Origin of the sequence: Roseovarius mucosus, from assembly GCF_002080415.1 — a bacterium.
GTDB classification, from domain to species: domain Bacteria; phylum Pseudomonadota; class Alphaproteobacteria; order Rhodobacterales; family Rhodobacteraceae; genus Roseovarius; species Roseovarius mucosus_A.
In genome coordinates, this window is the sequence record NZ_CP020474.1 from 1,200,308 (window position 1) to 1,213,525 (window position 13,218).

Consider the following 13,218-nt stretch of genomic DNA (forward strand, 5'->3'; position numbering starts at 1 on the left):
GAGGTCAGGCCGATTTGAGCAGCGGGGCCGCCTGCCCCGATGCCCACGCCCGCACCGCATCGCCAAAGGCGGAAAACAGCGGGCGGCTGACCGGATCATGCGCGGCATTATATTCCGGATGCCATTGCACCGATAAGGTAAAGCCCGGAGCCCCGTCGATATAGAGCGCCTCTGGCGTGCCATCGGGTGCCCAACCGTCGATGACCACACCGCGCCCCGCGCGCAAAATACCCTGCCCATGCAGCGTGTTGGTCATCACCTCTTCGGCCCCCATCAGCCGGTGAAACACCCCGCCCGAGGTAAAGCGCACCTTGTGGCGCAGGGCGAACTGTTCCTCCATCGTGCCCTCAGGGGGCATCCGATGATTGTCGCGCCCCGGCAAATCGCGAATTTCAGGATGGAGCGTGCCACCCATGGCAACATTCACCTCCTGAAAACCGCGACAAATGCCCAGGATTGGCTGCCCACGCTCGATACAGGCACGCGCCAGCGGCAGGGTGATCGCATCGCGCGCACGGTCAAACGCGCCATGCGCTTCGGTCGCGGCCTCACCATATTCCTCGGGGTGCACATTGGGCCGCCCCCCCGTGAGCAGAAAGCCATCGCAGGTTTCCAGCAACTCTGCGACCGACACATACCGCGCGTCAGCGGGGATGATCAGCGGCATACAGCCCGCAACATCGGCCACCGCGGAAGAGTTGATCGTTCCGCCCGCATGGGTCGGGTAACGGTTTTCGATCTGGTATTGGTTGGCAATCACACCAACAACCGGGCGTTTCATTCTTGTCTTTCCAGATTGCGCCACTCGCTCATTCATTTGCATAAAATATACCGCAGAATGGAATAACAAAACACCAATTCCCGCACATGTTTTCGTGCGATGATGCGAATTTGCCCGAATTTATTGCAGGAACCTTTACCTTTCGGCGCCACTCTGACGCTGTGGGCGGGGGCACCTCGTTACTGGTCAAACGCATCCCGACCGGTCGGGTCTTTCTCGTCCACACCAGCCCTCTTGCGGCTGCGCCGACAGCGTTCGCTGCAGTGGCGCACCTCGTCCCAGACACGCGCCCATTTGCGCCGCCATTCCATCGGCCGCCCGCAGGTGGCGCAGGTCTTGACCGGCAGGTCAGATTTGCGGGGTGCGCGCGGCATGTCAGAGATCCAAACTCAGTTGCGCCGTCGCCGCCTTGGGCTTGGCCCGCCTCGGGCGCTTGCGGCTGGCATGGCGGGTCACGATCCGCGCCGTCACGGCATCTCCCCGATGCGCCCGCCGACAGGCCCAGACCGCCTCGCGCGCCACGCGCGCCGCCTCAACCGGATCGACAATCGGTGCAGGGTATCCACGCTCCAACAGCCTCTCCGCCTCAGGCCAGTCCCACGGGCGTTGTAAATACGCATCCGGCACCTGCGCCAATTCCGGCAGCCACCGTCGCGTGAATTCCCCGGTCGGGTCCTGATCCAGCCCCTGTTTCACCGGGTTGTAAATCCGGATCGTATTCATCCCCGTGGTGCCCGATTGCATCTGCACCTGCGGCCAATGAATCCCCGGCTCGTAATCGGTAAACGCCCGCGCCAAAACCGGCCCGGTGCTGCGCCAATCCAGCCAGAGGTGATAGGACGCCACCGCCATCAACATCGAGCGCATGCGGAAATTGAGCCAGCCGGTTGCCAAGAGCGACCGCATGCAGGCATCGACAAAGGGCAGGCCGGTTTCCCCCGTCGACCATGCCGCCAACCGCAGGGCATCGGCCTCACGCGGGCGCAGCCCTTCATAGGCCGGGTGCAGACAGCGGCGCTCAATCTCGGGCTCATCCTCCAGCTTTTGCATGAAATGATCCCGCCACGCCAAACGCGCCTGAAACGACCGCGTCGAGCGCGCCCAATCCGCGCCTCGCCCGCCGGGTGCCATGGCCCCCGTCTGCACCGCCTCGCGCAGCGACAGCGTGCCAAAGGCCAAATGTGGGCTGATCCGTGAACAGGCCCGTGCGCCGTGCAAAGGCGAGGACATGGCCCGCTGATAGCTCTCTCCGCGTGTGCTTAGAAATGACTGAAGCGCCCGCATGCCTGCCCCACGCCCGCCCTTTTGCCGAAGCGGACAGGCGTCCTTTAGCCCCAGCGTCGCAGGCGCAGGCAGATCATCACTGGCCACCGCCAGCCCCCGCACGCCCTGCACCGGCCCCAGCACCGGCGCCCGCATCACCCTGTCGCGCGCCCCCTGCCACGCATCCCGACTGCCAAGCCGCCGCACCACACCCGATTGGGGCATCTCCTCCCAACGCACCCCCTGCCCCCGCGCCCATTCCGCCACGCGCCGGTCGCGCCCATAGCTCCAGAGATTGCCGGTCTCTTCATGACTGACCAGATGCACGACAGCATGCGCCGCGCGCAAATCCTCCAGCACCGTCACCGCATCGCCCACCCGCACCACAAGCGTCAGGCCCAGCCCCGCCAGATCCTCGCGCAAGCTCTCCAGACACTCGCAGATAAACGCATAGTGCCGCCCCGACGCATCCGGCTCTGCCCACAAGTCAGGCTCGACGATATAAAGCGGCAGGATCGGCCCCAGGCGCGCCGCATGGGTCAACGCCGGGTGATCCTGCACCCGCAAATCGCGCTTGAACCAGAGAATGACCGGGCGTTCCATGGCAAGGCAAATAGCAGCAGGCAGCCCGAAGGAAAGCCCCATTGCAGCCCCCCGCGCCAGCACTTAGGGTCACGCCAAACCAGAGGAGAGCGCCATGAAAGATGCAGCCCCACAGCCCGTTTATCTCGAGGATTATACGCCCCCCGCCTATCTGGTGGATGCGGTGCATCTGACCTTTCGTCTTGCCCCCAACACCACGCGCGTCCTCAGCCGGATCGAGTTTCGCCCCAATCCGGACGCCACATCGCGCGATTTTTTCCTGCATGGCGAGGCGCTTACGCTTATTAGCGCCCGCATCAACGGGGCCGAAATCATACCCGAGGTGACACCTCAGGGCCTCAGCGCAATCGTCCCCGACGCGCCGTTCACCTTCGAGGCCGAGGTCGAGATCAACCCAGAGGGCAACACCGCCCTTGAAGGGCTTTATATGTCGAACGGCATGTATTGCACCCAATGCGAGGCCGAGGGATTTCGCAAGATCACCTATTACCCCGACCGCCCCGATGTGATGAGCATCTTCACCGTGCGGATTGAGGGCGACACGCCGGTGATGCTTTCCAACGGCAACCCCACGGGCAGCGGCGCAGGCTGGGCCGAATGGCACGATCCATGGCCGAAACCGGCCTATCTCTTTGCGCTCGTCGCGGGCGATCTGGTGGCACATCCTGATAGTTTCTCCACCCGTTCGGGCAGGCATGTCGATCTCAACATCTGGGTGCGGCCGGGGGATGAGGACAAATGTGCCTTTGGCATGGAGGCGCTCAAGAAATCCATGGCCTGGGATGAAGAGGTTTACGGGCGTGAATATGACCTCGATCTTTTCAACATCGTCGCCGTCGACGATTTCAACATGGGCGCGATGGAGAACAAGGGCTTGAACATCTTCAACTCCTCTTGCGTCTTATCCACAGCAGAGACCGCCACAGATGCCAATTTCGAACGTATCGAGGCGATTGTCGCGCATGAGTATTTCCACAACTGGACCGGCAACCGCATCACCTGCCGCGACTGGTTTCAGCTCTGCCTCAAAGAGGGGCTGACGGTCTACCGCGACAGTCAGTTCACCGCAGACCTGCGGTCCGCCCCGGTCAAGCGTATCTCGGATGTGATCGCGCTCCGCGCCCGCCAGTTCCGCGAGGATAACGGCCCGCTGGCGCATCCCGTCCGCCCCGAGAGCTTTATTGAAATCAACAACTTCTACACCGCAACGGTCTATGAAAAAGGCGCCGAACTGATAGGCATGCTCAAGCGATTGGTGGGCGATGCCGCCTATAAAGAGGCGCTCGATCTCTATTTCACCCGCCATGACGGGCAGGCCTGCACCATCGAGGATTGGCTTCAGGTGTTCGAGGATGTGACGGGCCGCGACCTCTCTCAATTCAAACGCTGGTATTCCGACGCCGGAACACCCCGTCTGCACGTCAGCGAAGAATTCAACAATGGCCGCTACACGCTTCACTTCGAACAGAAAACTCCGCCCACACTGGGACAAGAGGATAAACAGCCGCGATTGATCCCGATTGCCGTGGGCCTGCTCAGCCCCAATGGCGACGAGGTGCAGCCGACGCAGGTGCTGGAAATGACAGAAGCGCGCCAGAGCTTTAGCTTCGATGGATTAGCAACGCGCCCCATCCCCTCGATCCTGCGCGATTTTTCGGCCCCCGTGATCCTAGAGCGCGAGAGCAGCAATGCCGAGCGCGCCTTTCTTCTGGCGCATGATACCGACCCCTTCAACAAATGGGAGGCTGGGCGCGCTTTGGCCCGCGCGGGCCTTTTGGCAATGATGACCGAGGGCGCAGCCCCCGATGCCGCCTATCTCGATGCGATTGCCCGTGTCGCCCGTGACGACACGCTTGATCCCGCGTTTCGCGCGCTGGCGCTTGGCCTGCCGTCCGAGGATGATCTGGCACAAGCGCTCTTTGATGCGGGGCATATCCCCGATCCGCAAGCAATCTGGGACGCGCTTGAGACCCTGCGCGACACGCGCGCCGAGGCGCTGGAGAGCATCGCACAGGATCTCTACAGCCGCTATCAGGTCACGGCCCCCTATCGCCCCGACCCCGATCAAACGGGCGCACGGGCGCTGGCCAACGCGGCACTGGCCATGCTCAGCCGCCGCGACGGGGGCACCCGCGCGCAGGCGCAATATGACGCGGCGGATAATATGACCCAGCAATTGGCGGCTTGGTCCTGCCTTTTGCAGGCCGGCGCAGGCGCGGCCGCGACCGAGGCCTTTTACACCCAGTGGAAACACGACCGGCTGGTGATCGACAAATGGTTCACCCTGCAAATCGTGCAGACAGCGCCCGACCGCGCCGCAGAGGTGGCCGAAACATTGACCCGCCATCCCGATTTCACCCTGCGCAATCCCAACCGGTTCCGCGCCACGCTGGGCGCGCTCACCATGTCGCCTGCGGGCTTTCACCACGCGTCCGGGCGTGGCTACAGGCTGCTGGCGGATATGCTCATTCGGCTCGATCCCCTCAACCCGCAGACCACGGCGCGGATGTGCTCGGCCTTCGAGACATGGCGCCGCTACGATCCGGTGCGTCAGGGCATGATCGCGGCAGAATTGGACCGCATCCTTGCGACACCAAACCTCAGCCGCGACACGACAGAAATGGTGGGGCGAATTCGGGGGAGTTGAGGCAAGGATTGGCACCGCGCGCCGCGCAGGTGCCATTCTACGCCGCGATCATCCCGGTTACTCAGCCACGCGCGCCACCCGTGTCGGCCGCGCCCGTGGCCGCACTGCAGACAGAGGCTTGCAATAGCTCTGCGCGCGCGTCCAACGCTGCATATCTTCGCGTTTGGTCGCACTGTGCAACGGCCCCCAATCGGCGGCCACTCCGCGCCGCCCCTCTGACACCACACCGTCGCGCGGCACGGTGTGGGCCATGATCCGAATGGCACAGGACAGATTGTCGGGCCCATGGCGCAACGCCTCGCCACTGCCCGCCCGGCATTTATAGCCCCGCGCCGTGGCAGGCCCGATCTGCAACAGCCCATGCCACTGCCCACCACCGCCCACAGCCTTGGGGTTATGGGTGCTTTCATGCTTGGCCAAGGCCGACAGGAACCCCACCCAGAACGCGCGCCGCCGCGCCTCGCCACCCGTGGCATAGGAGGGGCACCAGCTTGCAATATCACGCGGCACACTCCGCACCAGCGGCGCGCCATGCGCCTTGAGCGCCGACAGCGCACTGCGCGTCCAAAGCTCGGCCTCAGTGCGATGTTCCCACCGCGTGCGCGGAATATTGCCATCTCGCGCCGGGGGACTCAGGGTCAAATTAGCGGTTTTCCCGTCCTGCGCTGCGGCGGGAAGAGAGAAAAACATAATGAAAACAACAATCAAAAAACCCCTCATTCGGCAATTCTGACGCAAGGTTAGGTTTATGGCAACGCCCTAGATGGCGTCCGGGATATTCCCTGCCTTCACCCAAGCATCGCCCTTTTTTGGTCGAAATCCGACGGCACTTTGAAGGGGCACCAAGATTGCCGGAGCTCCCATGCCGTTTGAACCGCTTGCCAATCCAGAACCGACCGCGCCCACCCCGCACAAGCGTCAGTCAAAGGCGACCAGCCGTTGGCCGGATCTGTTGGGTCTCTTGCGGCGCAAGCCCGAGACAGACCTCGATAGCCTGTCCAAACGCATCCTGCTGCCCTCACTGCCGGTCACGGATGAGGAAATGGCCCGCGCCATGCATCAGGACCGGGGGCAAAAGCTCGCGCGCCAGGATCTGTGGCCAGAACTGGCGCAGGTGATGGAATACACGGATGCCGCGCGGCTGCGCACACCGGGGGGCGAGAATGCGACCACGCTTTTGGCGGTCGGTGCGCGCGCCGATGTGGTGGCAGCCGCCGAAGACGCACTTCATGACGGCGTAGACCCGGACCCCTCTGGCATCGACGCGCTCGAAGACATGCAGGCCGAGAACCCCGATAGCTACCCTTGCGCGCTGATCGTGGCGCTCGCGCATATCGACATTGGCTGGGCGTGGCGCACCACCGCCACGGATCGCACGCGCCCGGCGCATGAGTTGCGCTTTCTCGAACATTTCAAACGCGCCGAAGACATGCTCGCGCCCTTCGACGGGGTCGATCTCGATGCGCCTTCGTTGTCAGCGGCACAATGCGCCCTTCTGGCCGCGCGGCGACAGCCCGGGATGCGCGTGGCCGACGATTACGAACGCTTGATAGACCTTGATCCCGACAGCCCCCGCCACATGCGCGCTCTTGGCGAGGCGCTCTTGCCTGCACGCTATGGCAATTACGAAATGCTCGATCTCGAGGCGCGCCGCACCGCCGCGCGAACCGGCGAGATATGGGGCGCAGGCGCCTATGCTTGGGTCTATTTCGATGCTCTCGCGCTCGACCCCTGCGCAATCGCGCATCTTGATGCCGATTTCTTCGTGGACGGCCTGCGTGACATCGTGGCCCGTCGCCGCGACCAGCATGTGATCAATCAGCTTTCGGCCTTTTGCGGTATCGTGATGGCTCCCAAAACTGGCAATCAGCGGCTGTCTGGCCCCGCAGAAGCATCGCGCCGCCGCATCCATGACTGTCTGGACTGGCTGTTGGAAAACCACTTGCAGGAATTGCATCCGCTCATCTGGTCGCAAACCCTGCTCAGCCCCGGTCTCACGCCTTCGCTGCCCTCGCGCCGGGCACTGGTCGCCAAGGGCCGTCAAACCGCCCTGCGCGTCATCGCCCAACGCTTTGCCGAGGATATATCAGACGGCAGTTCCATCGCCTTCTCCAGCTCTGGCATGTATCGCCTGCCGGCCTTGTGACAGGGTTCAGAAATGCGCCTTTGGCTCGTCCGGCTTGCCTGCGGCAATCGCCAGCACGCCGGCCAGCGCGGTAAAGCCCAGCGGGAACATGGTAAAGACGTTGAAGCCAAATGCGTAATACATGAGCCCCGCCGATACGAACAGCAACAGCCCACCCCAGAGCGCCCGCACCTTGGCCATCGCCCCCCCGGCAATCGCCAAGAGCGGGGCCAGAAAGCTCGCGCTGCGGATCAACGCGGGGTCGCTGACCTGCGTGAGCAACCCGTCTACTTCACCGATGCGATTGACCACCTCGGTATAGCCATAGCTGAAAAACCCGACCAGCACCGCCAGACAGCCGCCAATCACCCCCAACACCATTGCCGCACTGCGCATTCACCCGCCTCCTGATCCATGACCCGATATGGGGTCCTGCCCCGCTTTACCCAAGCAGCGCCGCCTGCGTATCCTTGCCCCATCCCAGATAAAGCGTTCCCCCCGCGTCAATCAGGGGTCGTTTCATCAGCGTTGGATGGGCCGCCAAAAGGTCTAACGGATCGCGCGCCCGCTCATCCTCTGCCAAGGCCCGCCATGTGGTTGATTGCCGATTCACTATTGCGTCGCCAAATCGCGCCCAAGCCGCCTGTGCCACTTCCCTAGGCAATCCATCGGCCCGGACATCGTGAAACGTCACATTGCCCAACGCTTTCAACGCCTTGCGGCAGGTGTCACAGGTTTTGATTCCGTAGAGGATCATGGCGCACTCCTTTATTTTTGCGTGTTTATCGGGCAAAAACCCGCGCGTCACGGAGTTTCGCTTGATTTTTACAATGGCGGTGCAATCATGATCTTCGTCACGATGGGCATTCAGAATCCGCCTTTGCAACGCTTGGCCGGTCCCTGAGGGTCCGGCAAGACATGGCCCGGCATATTCCCGGGGAAGCGACGCAAAAGGAGAAGCGGCATGCCGACCGGCACCGTGAAATGGTTTAATACCACTAAAGGTTATGGATTCATCGCCCCGGACGGCGGCGGCAAAGATGTGTTCGTGCACATCTCTGCGGTCGAACGCTCAGGGCTCACAGGGCTCGCAGACAATCAAAAGGTCGGTTTCGAGCTTCAGGAAGGGCGCGACGGTCGACAAATGGCATCAGATCTGCGGCTGCTCTAAAACGTCAGCTTCGGGGGCAGGCCCATTTGCGAAAATGAGCACCCGCTACCCCTAGGTCACGCCGGATCACATTCAAACATCAAACAGGGCGGCGCAGAGCACGCCCTGTTTCCAGAATGTTTTTCTCTCCGCACGGGCTTTAGTAACAGCCCTTCGCACCCACCGGACAGTTGAGATGCGAGGTGGCCGAGTAGCTGCGATGCTTCACCTTGGCGACCGGATGGCGCATGACCTGCTGATAGGTCTGGGTCTGATTGGGCTGGCCACAACAAATGACCCCGCTGATGGTCACCGGCTGCAACCCTGCCGGGCAGTAATTCGCGTGGCTTTCATAAGCATAGACTTTGGCACTTTGCGCCATGGCGGGGGCAGCCAGAACCGCAATGGCAAGGGCCGAAATCAGGGTAGATGCGCGCAGCATGAGAAACCTCTTGGGAAAACGGGAATACACGTGAGCGATGGTATGGGATAACCGCGCTCTGTCAATTTCTTTCCCGGTACTGCCTCGGCAAATCTACCGCTTTTCGCGCTATTCTGTGGCTTTGGGTGCGCCCGCACTCGGGCCCGTCTGCTGAAAAGTCACAACAAAATGCCCCAAATCCCCTTCAACATGCACCACCTGACGCGGCAGTCGGATCACCGGCTTGGCCTCGGCATAGCCTGCCTGCCAGACCTGACCGGTCAGAACGCACCCCGCCTCTTGACCCGCATAGTCCAACGCGGGCGGTACTTCGCGCATAAAGACCAAGCCCCGCGCCAGCGCCCGATCCCCAAGATAGACCGCGCCCGTGCCCATCACATCTCTCGCTTTGCCTTTGGTGAGCACCGATTGCTGATGGCTCTGCGCCCAAACGCCACAAAGCAGCACCCGGCCCTGCTGTTCACGAATATCCGCAGCCACGGTCAACCCGCCCCCGGAACTATAGCTTCCCCCCGAGAGCACCGGATCAGCGCCCAATCGCGCCACCATCTGCGGACCAGCTACCGTACACCCGGCAAGCGCCAGTGCCGCCAGCATCATTCCATTGCGTATCATCTCTGGCCCTCCGATTGCAGCCTCACAACGCCCAGCATAGCGCCCCGGTCCCGGATTGCCAGCTTGGCCCTCAGGCCTGCGCGGCAACAGCCCCCGTTTCCTTGAGCATCTCGGGATACCACCGCTCCAGCGTCGGCAAGAACGCCGCGCGCAGCTTGGCGACCTGCGCAGGCGTCAAATCCTCGCGCCAAACCCCGGCCTGCCCCTTGGCAAAGAACGCCGTCATGCCTTGGGGCCGTTCGGCGAAACCCAGTGTTTCTTCCTGCCGCTTCATCGCCTCGAAACTCGTGGCCTTGATCGCGCGCGCCAGCTTGGGGCCGTCCACCTTGACCTTGAGAAACTTTTCCAACAACCCGCGCATTGTGCGACCGGGATTGTGCAACAGGTCCTCATAACGCACCACATGGATCGGCAGGCCGGGGGCACCGGTCCAGACCCGAATATGATCGTCCCAGCGCCCCAAGAGGTCCATGATACCATTCGGCGTCCCAGTGATCGTATCAGGGTTGCACATCCGCTCGATCGCCAGATCAAGATCACAATTTTGATGCCGGGCAAAAGATGGCGCCAGATCAAATGGATTGCGCAGGATATACACTGCGGCTGCGGTCAATTCCGGCGGGATCACATCCTGATCGAAAATCCGCACCGTCTGACAATGCGTCTTGACGAAATGATGGTCCGGTTTCGAGGCCGCAATCAGGCGCAGCGCCCGGCCTCGCACCCGCATCCAGTCCTCCACCCCCTGCCCCCGGAACGGGGCACCGTTGGCCGCGTCAAAAAAATCCTGTCGCGTGTCGCCCGTGGTGAACTGCCGCAAGTTGTTGATATCCGGTGCCTTTCCCAAAGGCATGAAGTAATGCGCCAAAAGGCTGCGCATCCATGTATTGCCCGATTTGGGATAGCTCGCCAGCCAGATGATCCGCCGCAGATCGCTCATTCCAGATACCCGTATCGTTTCATCGTCTCGCCCATCTTCTCGCGGATCATCTCTGCCAGCGCAGGGTCAAGATCGGTTTTCCATTGATCCTTCTGCCCCTTGCCAAAGAACTTCTCGCTCTGCTCGGGCCGCTCGATGAACCCTTGTTCCTCTTCTTGGCGCGACAATTCGTCAAAGCTGGAAAACCGGATCGCGCGCTCCAGCCGCTCGGCGTCGACCGGCACGCCGACCAGCTCAAGAATCTTGGCGAAATGCGTCTCGGGATCGTCCAATAAATCCTCGTAGCGCACGATCAGCCGCTTCCAGGGCGCATAGGCCATCCAACTCTTGACATGCATATCCCAAGAACTGAGGTATTGCGCCACTGTGGTTGGGGTCGGCAGATTGCCATTGTCGGGATGGCAAATCTTCTGCGCCGCGTCTTCCTGCGTGATGCCGTAGTGGCGCGCATAAGACAGCACCATATCTAGCGGATTTCGGATGATATAAATGGCAGAGCGCGTATAGTCGTCCGGGATAAGTTTGATCCCGTCGGGGGCTACCCGCGCGTTATGCGTCTTGACGAAATTCACATCTGCATTGTTGCCGACAATGGCGCGTAGCACCGGATCACGCAGCTTCAGGCAGAGTGAAAGATTATGTGGATCAATCGCCTTACCTGCAACACGGCTGTACATCTTGACCATGGCATCGCCCATTGCGAACCGATGGGCCTGATTGATCGGCACCGGTGTTTGCGCGTTCATCAGGTAATTGGCAAGGAAAAGCCGCGTCCACGTATTGCCAGACTTCGGATAAGAGGCCAGCCAGATGATACTTCGCTTCATGCCCTGTCAGCCTCCACAACGTTGTTACTTGGACGCAAGACATAAAAAAGGCGGGGGGAAATGTCACCCCCCGCCCCTTGTCTTTTAACCGGTCGATTAGAACGACAGGTTCACCGAGGTGCCGATGACAGTGCCTTCGACAGTGGTGTTTGCGTTGCCGAAGGTCGCGCCAACGTCTGCGTTCACAGAACCTTCAACATAGGCTGCGTACACGGCCCAGGTCACGCCAGCGCCGAGCGAACGGCTGCCGACCAGCTGGTAGGCTTCGTATTCGGCTTTGTCGCCGGATGCGGCGCCAATACCGCTGTACTCACCCTGGTAGGTGTCGAAACCAACCGACCACGGACCAGCGATGTCATAGGTCACGCCGAGGCTCCAGCCTTCGGAGTCCCATGCACGCAGACCGCCGTTGTCGTTCTCGCCGTAGCCACCGCCGATGACGAAGCCGTTGAAGCCGACGTTCAGGCCGATGTTCCACACTTCGGGATCGCTGGTGCCAACAACGTTGGACTCTGCAGTGCCCCAACGAGCAGCGAAGTCAACGTCAACACCGTTGAACGACTGGCTGTAGGCCAGACCGATGTCGAACACGTCGGTGACGCCCGCATTGCGGTTCACACCGAAGTTGTTCACGGCATTACCAGCAGCGTTAGCTGCATAGGACACGCCGAGTGTCAGGCCGTTGAACGACGGGGTGTAGTAGGTGATGCGCTGCACGTCGTTGTTGCCGAGAACTTCAGCATAGGACGAAATGCCGGAGTCACGGAATGCGAAGGGCAGGTTGCCGCCAGCAGCGATCGAAATCGGAACGAAGCCCGAAACCGACGGAGAGTTGATGCCGATACCGCCAGAAACTTGCGGTGCACCAATGCTCATTTTGTAACCAGCCGAGTTTTCGGCGCCGAGGTCGATACGGCCCAGCGTGTCGCCGGAGATCGAGAGGAACGACTCGTCGATACCGTCTGCACCACCGCCAGCGTTCAGTGCTTCATACTGAACGTTGATACCGAAGGTCAGGCCGTTGTCCAGCGTCACCGACGGGGTGAAGTGGATTTCAGCGTTCGTGAATACGTCAACGCCGTCGAAATCTGCGCCGGCTTGGGCAGCAGTGTTCGAGTCGACAGTCACATAACCGACGTGCGAGTTATAGTACCCGCCCCAATCCAGATTCCATTCTTGGGCAGATGCCGGTGCGGCCATGGCGACGCCGAGTGCAATCGCGCTGGTGCTCAGAAGTTGCTTTTTCAAGGGTGTCCCTCCTCAGAAGCAGGTTAATCAGATCCGCCGCACCAGTCATTGGAAACGGCTTGCGCTATGAAATGCGCCATTCCCCCCCAAACTGTCAACGCGACCTCCCCGCTCCGACCGCATCGCGCCGTGAATGTGACGCAGAAACCACACCCTTTTCGCAGAGGCCTTTTAAACAAGGCGCATCGCTCAGCCCTGTTGGTCCTCCAGCACTTTTCTTGCCGCCCGAAAACATTCAAGCGCTTGCGGCACACCACAATAAATTCCGACAACATGGATAATGGCGCGGATTTCCTCGGGGGTGACCCCGTTGTTAATGGCCCCCCGGCAATGCAATTCCCACTCATGCATCTTACCCAGAGCGCCCAGCATGGCCAAATTCATCATGCTGCGGGTCTTGGGGGGAATCACCTCGTCGCCCCAGCCAAAACCCCAGCACCAAGCGGTCATCGCCTCTTGAAACGGGCGGGTAAAGTCATCGGCGGCCTCCAGACTGCGCTCGACATACTCCGCGCCCAGCGTCGCCTTGCGCTGCTCCAGCCCTTTTAGAAAGAGGTCCTCGTCAAATGCGCTCATC

15 protein-coding genes are annotated in these 13,218 nt (G+C 61.4%); 3 read left to right on the forward strand and 12 right to left on the reverse strand.

The features are described 5' to 3' along the window. Positions 1-4: 4 nt before the first annotated feature. The 3 genes from ROSMUCSMR3_RS05840 to ROSMUCSMR3_RS05850 all read right to left on the reverse strand — a co-directional run bounded on the left by ROSMUCSMR3_RS05840 (position 5) and on the right by ROSMUCSMR3_RS05850 (position 2,689). Entirely contained in the window at positions 5-781 is a 777-nt protein-coding gene (locus tag ROSMUCSMR3_RS05840; RefSeq protein ID WP_008280679.1) for a gamma-glutamyl-gamma-aminobutyrate hydrolase family protein, read from the reverse strand. Positions 782-960: 179 nt separating this feature from the next. After that, complete coding sequence (locus ROSMUCSMR3_RS05845; protein ID WP_081506730.1) at positions 961-1,155, reverse strand: DUF2256 domain-containing protein; 195 nt, start codon at positions 1,153-1,155, stop codon at positions 961-963. 1 nt (position 1,156) lies between these two features. Beyond that, complete coding sequence (locus ROSMUCSMR3_RS05850; RefSeq protein WP_237183539.1) at positions 1,157-2,689, reverse strand: FAD-binding domain-containing protein; 1,533 nt, start codon at positions 2,687-2,689, stop codon at positions 1,157-1,159. 52 nt (positions 2,690-2,741) lie between these two features. Between ROSMUCSMR3_RS05850 and pepN the strand changes: the two genes are divergently transcribed. Then, a complete protein-coding gene (gene pepN / locus ROSMUCSMR3_RS05855) occupies positions 2,742-5,294 on the forward strand; it encodes an aminopeptidase N (protein ID WP_081506731.1) in 2,553 nt (850 codons plus the stop codon). Between the two features lie 57 nt (positions 5,295-5,351). On the opposite strand, the gene ROSMUCSMR3_RS05860 is transcribed toward pepN, so the two are convergent. Continuing rightward, positions 5,352-6,014 carry a transglycosylase SLT domain-containing protein gene (locus ROSMUCSMR3_RS05860; RefSeq protein ID WP_081506732.1) on the reverse strand — a complete coding sequence of 221 codons (663 nt, stop codon included), beginning with the start codon at positions 6,012-6,014 and terminating at the stop codon, positions 5,352-5,354. Between the two features lie 142 nt (positions 6,015-6,156). On the opposite strand from ROSMUCSMR3_RS05860, the gene ROSMUCSMR3_RS05865 reads away from it, so the two are divergent. After that, complete coding sequence (locus ROSMUCSMR3_RS05865; RefSeq protein ID WP_081506733.1) at positions 6,157-7,440, forward strand: hypothetical protein; 1,284 nt, start codon at positions 6,157-6,159, stop codon at positions 7,438-7,440. Between the two features lie 6 nt (positions 7,441-7,446). Here ROSMUCSMR3_RS05865 and ROSMUCSMR3_RS05870 read toward each other — a convergent pair whose 3' ends face one another. Both ROSMUCSMR3_RS05870 and ROSMUCSMR3_RS05875 read right to left on the reverse strand, forming a co-directional pair. After that, positions 7,447-7,815 (reverse strand): hypothetical protein, encoded by a 369-nt coding sequence (locus ROSMUCSMR3_RS05870; protein WP_081506734.1) that lies wholly within the window; start codon positions 7,813-7,815, stop codon positions 7,447-7,449. Positions 7,816-7,861: 46 nt separating this feature from the next. Next, positions 7,862-8,176 carry an arsenate reductase family protein gene (locus tag ROSMUCSMR3_RS05875; RefSeq protein WP_081506735.1) on the reverse strand — a complete coding sequence of 105 codons (315 nt, stop codon included), beginning with the start codon at positions 8,174-8,176 and terminating at the stop codon, positions 7,862-7,864. 207 nt (positions 8,177-8,383) lie between these two features. Between ROSMUCSMR3_RS05875 and ROSMUCSMR3_RS05880 the strand changes: the two genes are divergently transcribed. After that, entirely contained in the window at positions 8,384-8,590 is a 207-nt protein-coding gene (locus ROSMUCSMR3_RS05880; protein WP_008280689.1) for a cold-shock protein, read from the forward strand. Between the two features lie 139 nt (positions 8,591-8,729). Here ROSMUCSMR3_RS05880 and ROSMUCSMR3_RS05885 read toward each other — a convergent pair whose 3' ends face one another. The 6 genes from ROSMUCSMR3_RS05885 to ROSMUCSMR3_RS05910 all read right to left on the reverse strand — a co-directional run bounded on the left by ROSMUCSMR3_RS05885 (position 8,730) and on the right by ROSMUCSMR3_RS05910 (position 13,217). After that, entirely contained in the window at positions 8,730-9,011 is a 282-nt protein-coding gene (locus tag ROSMUCSMR3_RS05885) for a hypothetical protein (protein ID WP_008280690.1), read from the reverse strand. Between the two features lie 108 nt (positions 9,012-9,119). Beyond that, complete coding sequence (locus ROSMUCSMR3_RS05890) at positions 9,120-9,626, reverse strand: hypothetical protein (protein WP_008280691.1); 507 nt, start codon at positions 9,624-9,626, stop codon at positions 9,120-9,122. Positions 9,627-9,696: 70 nt separating this feature from the next. Beyond that, on the reverse strand, positions 9,697-10,566 hold the full coding sequence (locus tag ROSMUCSMR3_RS05895) for a sulfotransferase domain-containing protein (protein WP_081506736.1): 870 nt from the start codon (positions 10,564-10,566) through the stop codon (positions 9,697-9,699). Continuing rightward, positions 10,563-11,393 carry a sulfotransferase domain-containing protein gene (locus ROSMUCSMR3_RS05900; protein WP_081506737.1) on the reverse strand — a complete coding sequence of 277 codons (831 nt, stop codon included), beginning with the start codon at positions 11,391-11,393 and terminating at the stop codon, positions 10,563-10,565. The genes ROSMUCSMR3_RS05895 and ROSMUCSMR3_RS05900 overlap by 4 nt, the downstream gene beginning before the upstream one ends. A gap of 96 nt (positions 11,394-11,489) precedes the next feature. Next, positions 11,490-12,641 carry a porin gene (locus ROSMUCSMR3_RS05905; RefSeq protein WP_081506738.1) on the reverse strand — a complete coding sequence of 384 codons (1,152 nt, stop codon included), beginning with the start codon at positions 12,639-12,641 and terminating at the stop codon, positions 11,490-11,492. A gap of 189 nt (positions 12,642-12,830) precedes the next feature. After that, positions 12,831-13,217 (reverse strand): carboxymuconolactone decarboxylase family protein, encoded by a 387-nt coding sequence (locus tag ROSMUCSMR3_RS05910; protein WP_008280695.1) that lies wholly within the window; start codon positions 13,215-13,217, stop codon positions 12,831-12,833. Position 13,218: the final 1 nt, after the last annotated feature.

Coding starts and splice junctions, on each gene's coding strand:
- ROSMUCSMR3_RS05860 (WP_081506732.1), bottom strand. CDS start 6,014: ATGAGGGGTTTTTTGATTGTTGTTTTCATTATGTTTTTCTCTCTTCCC.
- ROSMUCSMR3_RS05850 (WP_237183539.1), bottom strand. CDS start 2,689: ATGGGGCTTTCCTTCGGGCTGCCTGCTGCTATTTGCCTTGCCATGGAA.
- ROSMUCSMR3_RS05870 (WP_081506734.1), bottom strand. CDS start 7,815: ATGCGCAGTGCGGCAATGGTGTTGGGGGTGATTGGCGGCTGTCTGGCG.
- ROSMUCSMR3_RS05865 (WP_081506733.1), top strand. CDS start 6,157: ATGCCGTTTGAACCGCTTGCCAATCCAGAACCGACCGCGCCCACCCCG.
- ROSMUCSMR3_RS05840 (WP_008280679.1), bottom strand. CDS start 781: ATGAAACGCCCGGTTGTTGGTGTGATTGCCAACCAATACCAGATCGAA.
- ROSMUCSMR3_RS05885 (WP_008280690.1), bottom strand. CDS start 9,011: ATGCTGCGCGCATCTACCCTGATTTCGGCCCTTGCCATTGCGGTTCTG.
- ROSMUCSMR3_RS05875 (WP_081506735.1), bottom strand. CDS start 8,176: ATGATCCTCTACGGAATCAAAACCTGTGACACCTGCCGCAAGGCGTTG.
- ROSMUCSMR3_RS05890 (WP_008280691.1), bottom strand. CDS start 9,626: ATGATACGCAATGGAATGATGCTGGCGGCACTGGCGCTTGCCGGGTGT.
- ROSMUCSMR3_RS05845 (WP_081506730.1), bottom strand. CDS start 1,155: ATGCCGCGCGCACCCCGCAAATCTGACCTGCCGGTCAAGACCTGCGCC.
- ROSMUCSMR3_RS05910 (WP_008280695.1), bottom strand. CDS start 13,217: ATGAGCGCATTTGACGAGGACCTCTTTCTAAAAGGGCTGGAGCAGCGC.
- ROSMUCSMR3_RS05895 (WP_081506736.1), bottom strand. CDS start 10,566: ATGAGCGATCTGCGGCGGATCATCTGGCTGGCGAGCTATCCCAAATCG.
- pepN (WP_081506731.1), top strand. CDS start 2,742: ATGAAAGATGCAGCCCCACAGCCCGTTTATCTCGAGGATTATACGCCC.
- ROSMUCSMR3_RS05880 (WP_008280689.1), top strand. CDS start 8,384: ATGCCGACCGGCACCGTGAAATGGTTTAATACCACTAAAGGTTATGGA.
- ROSMUCSMR3_RS05900 (WP_081506737.1), bottom strand. CDS start 11,393: ATGAAGCGAAGTATCATCTGGCTGGCCTCTTATCCGAAGTCTGGCAAT.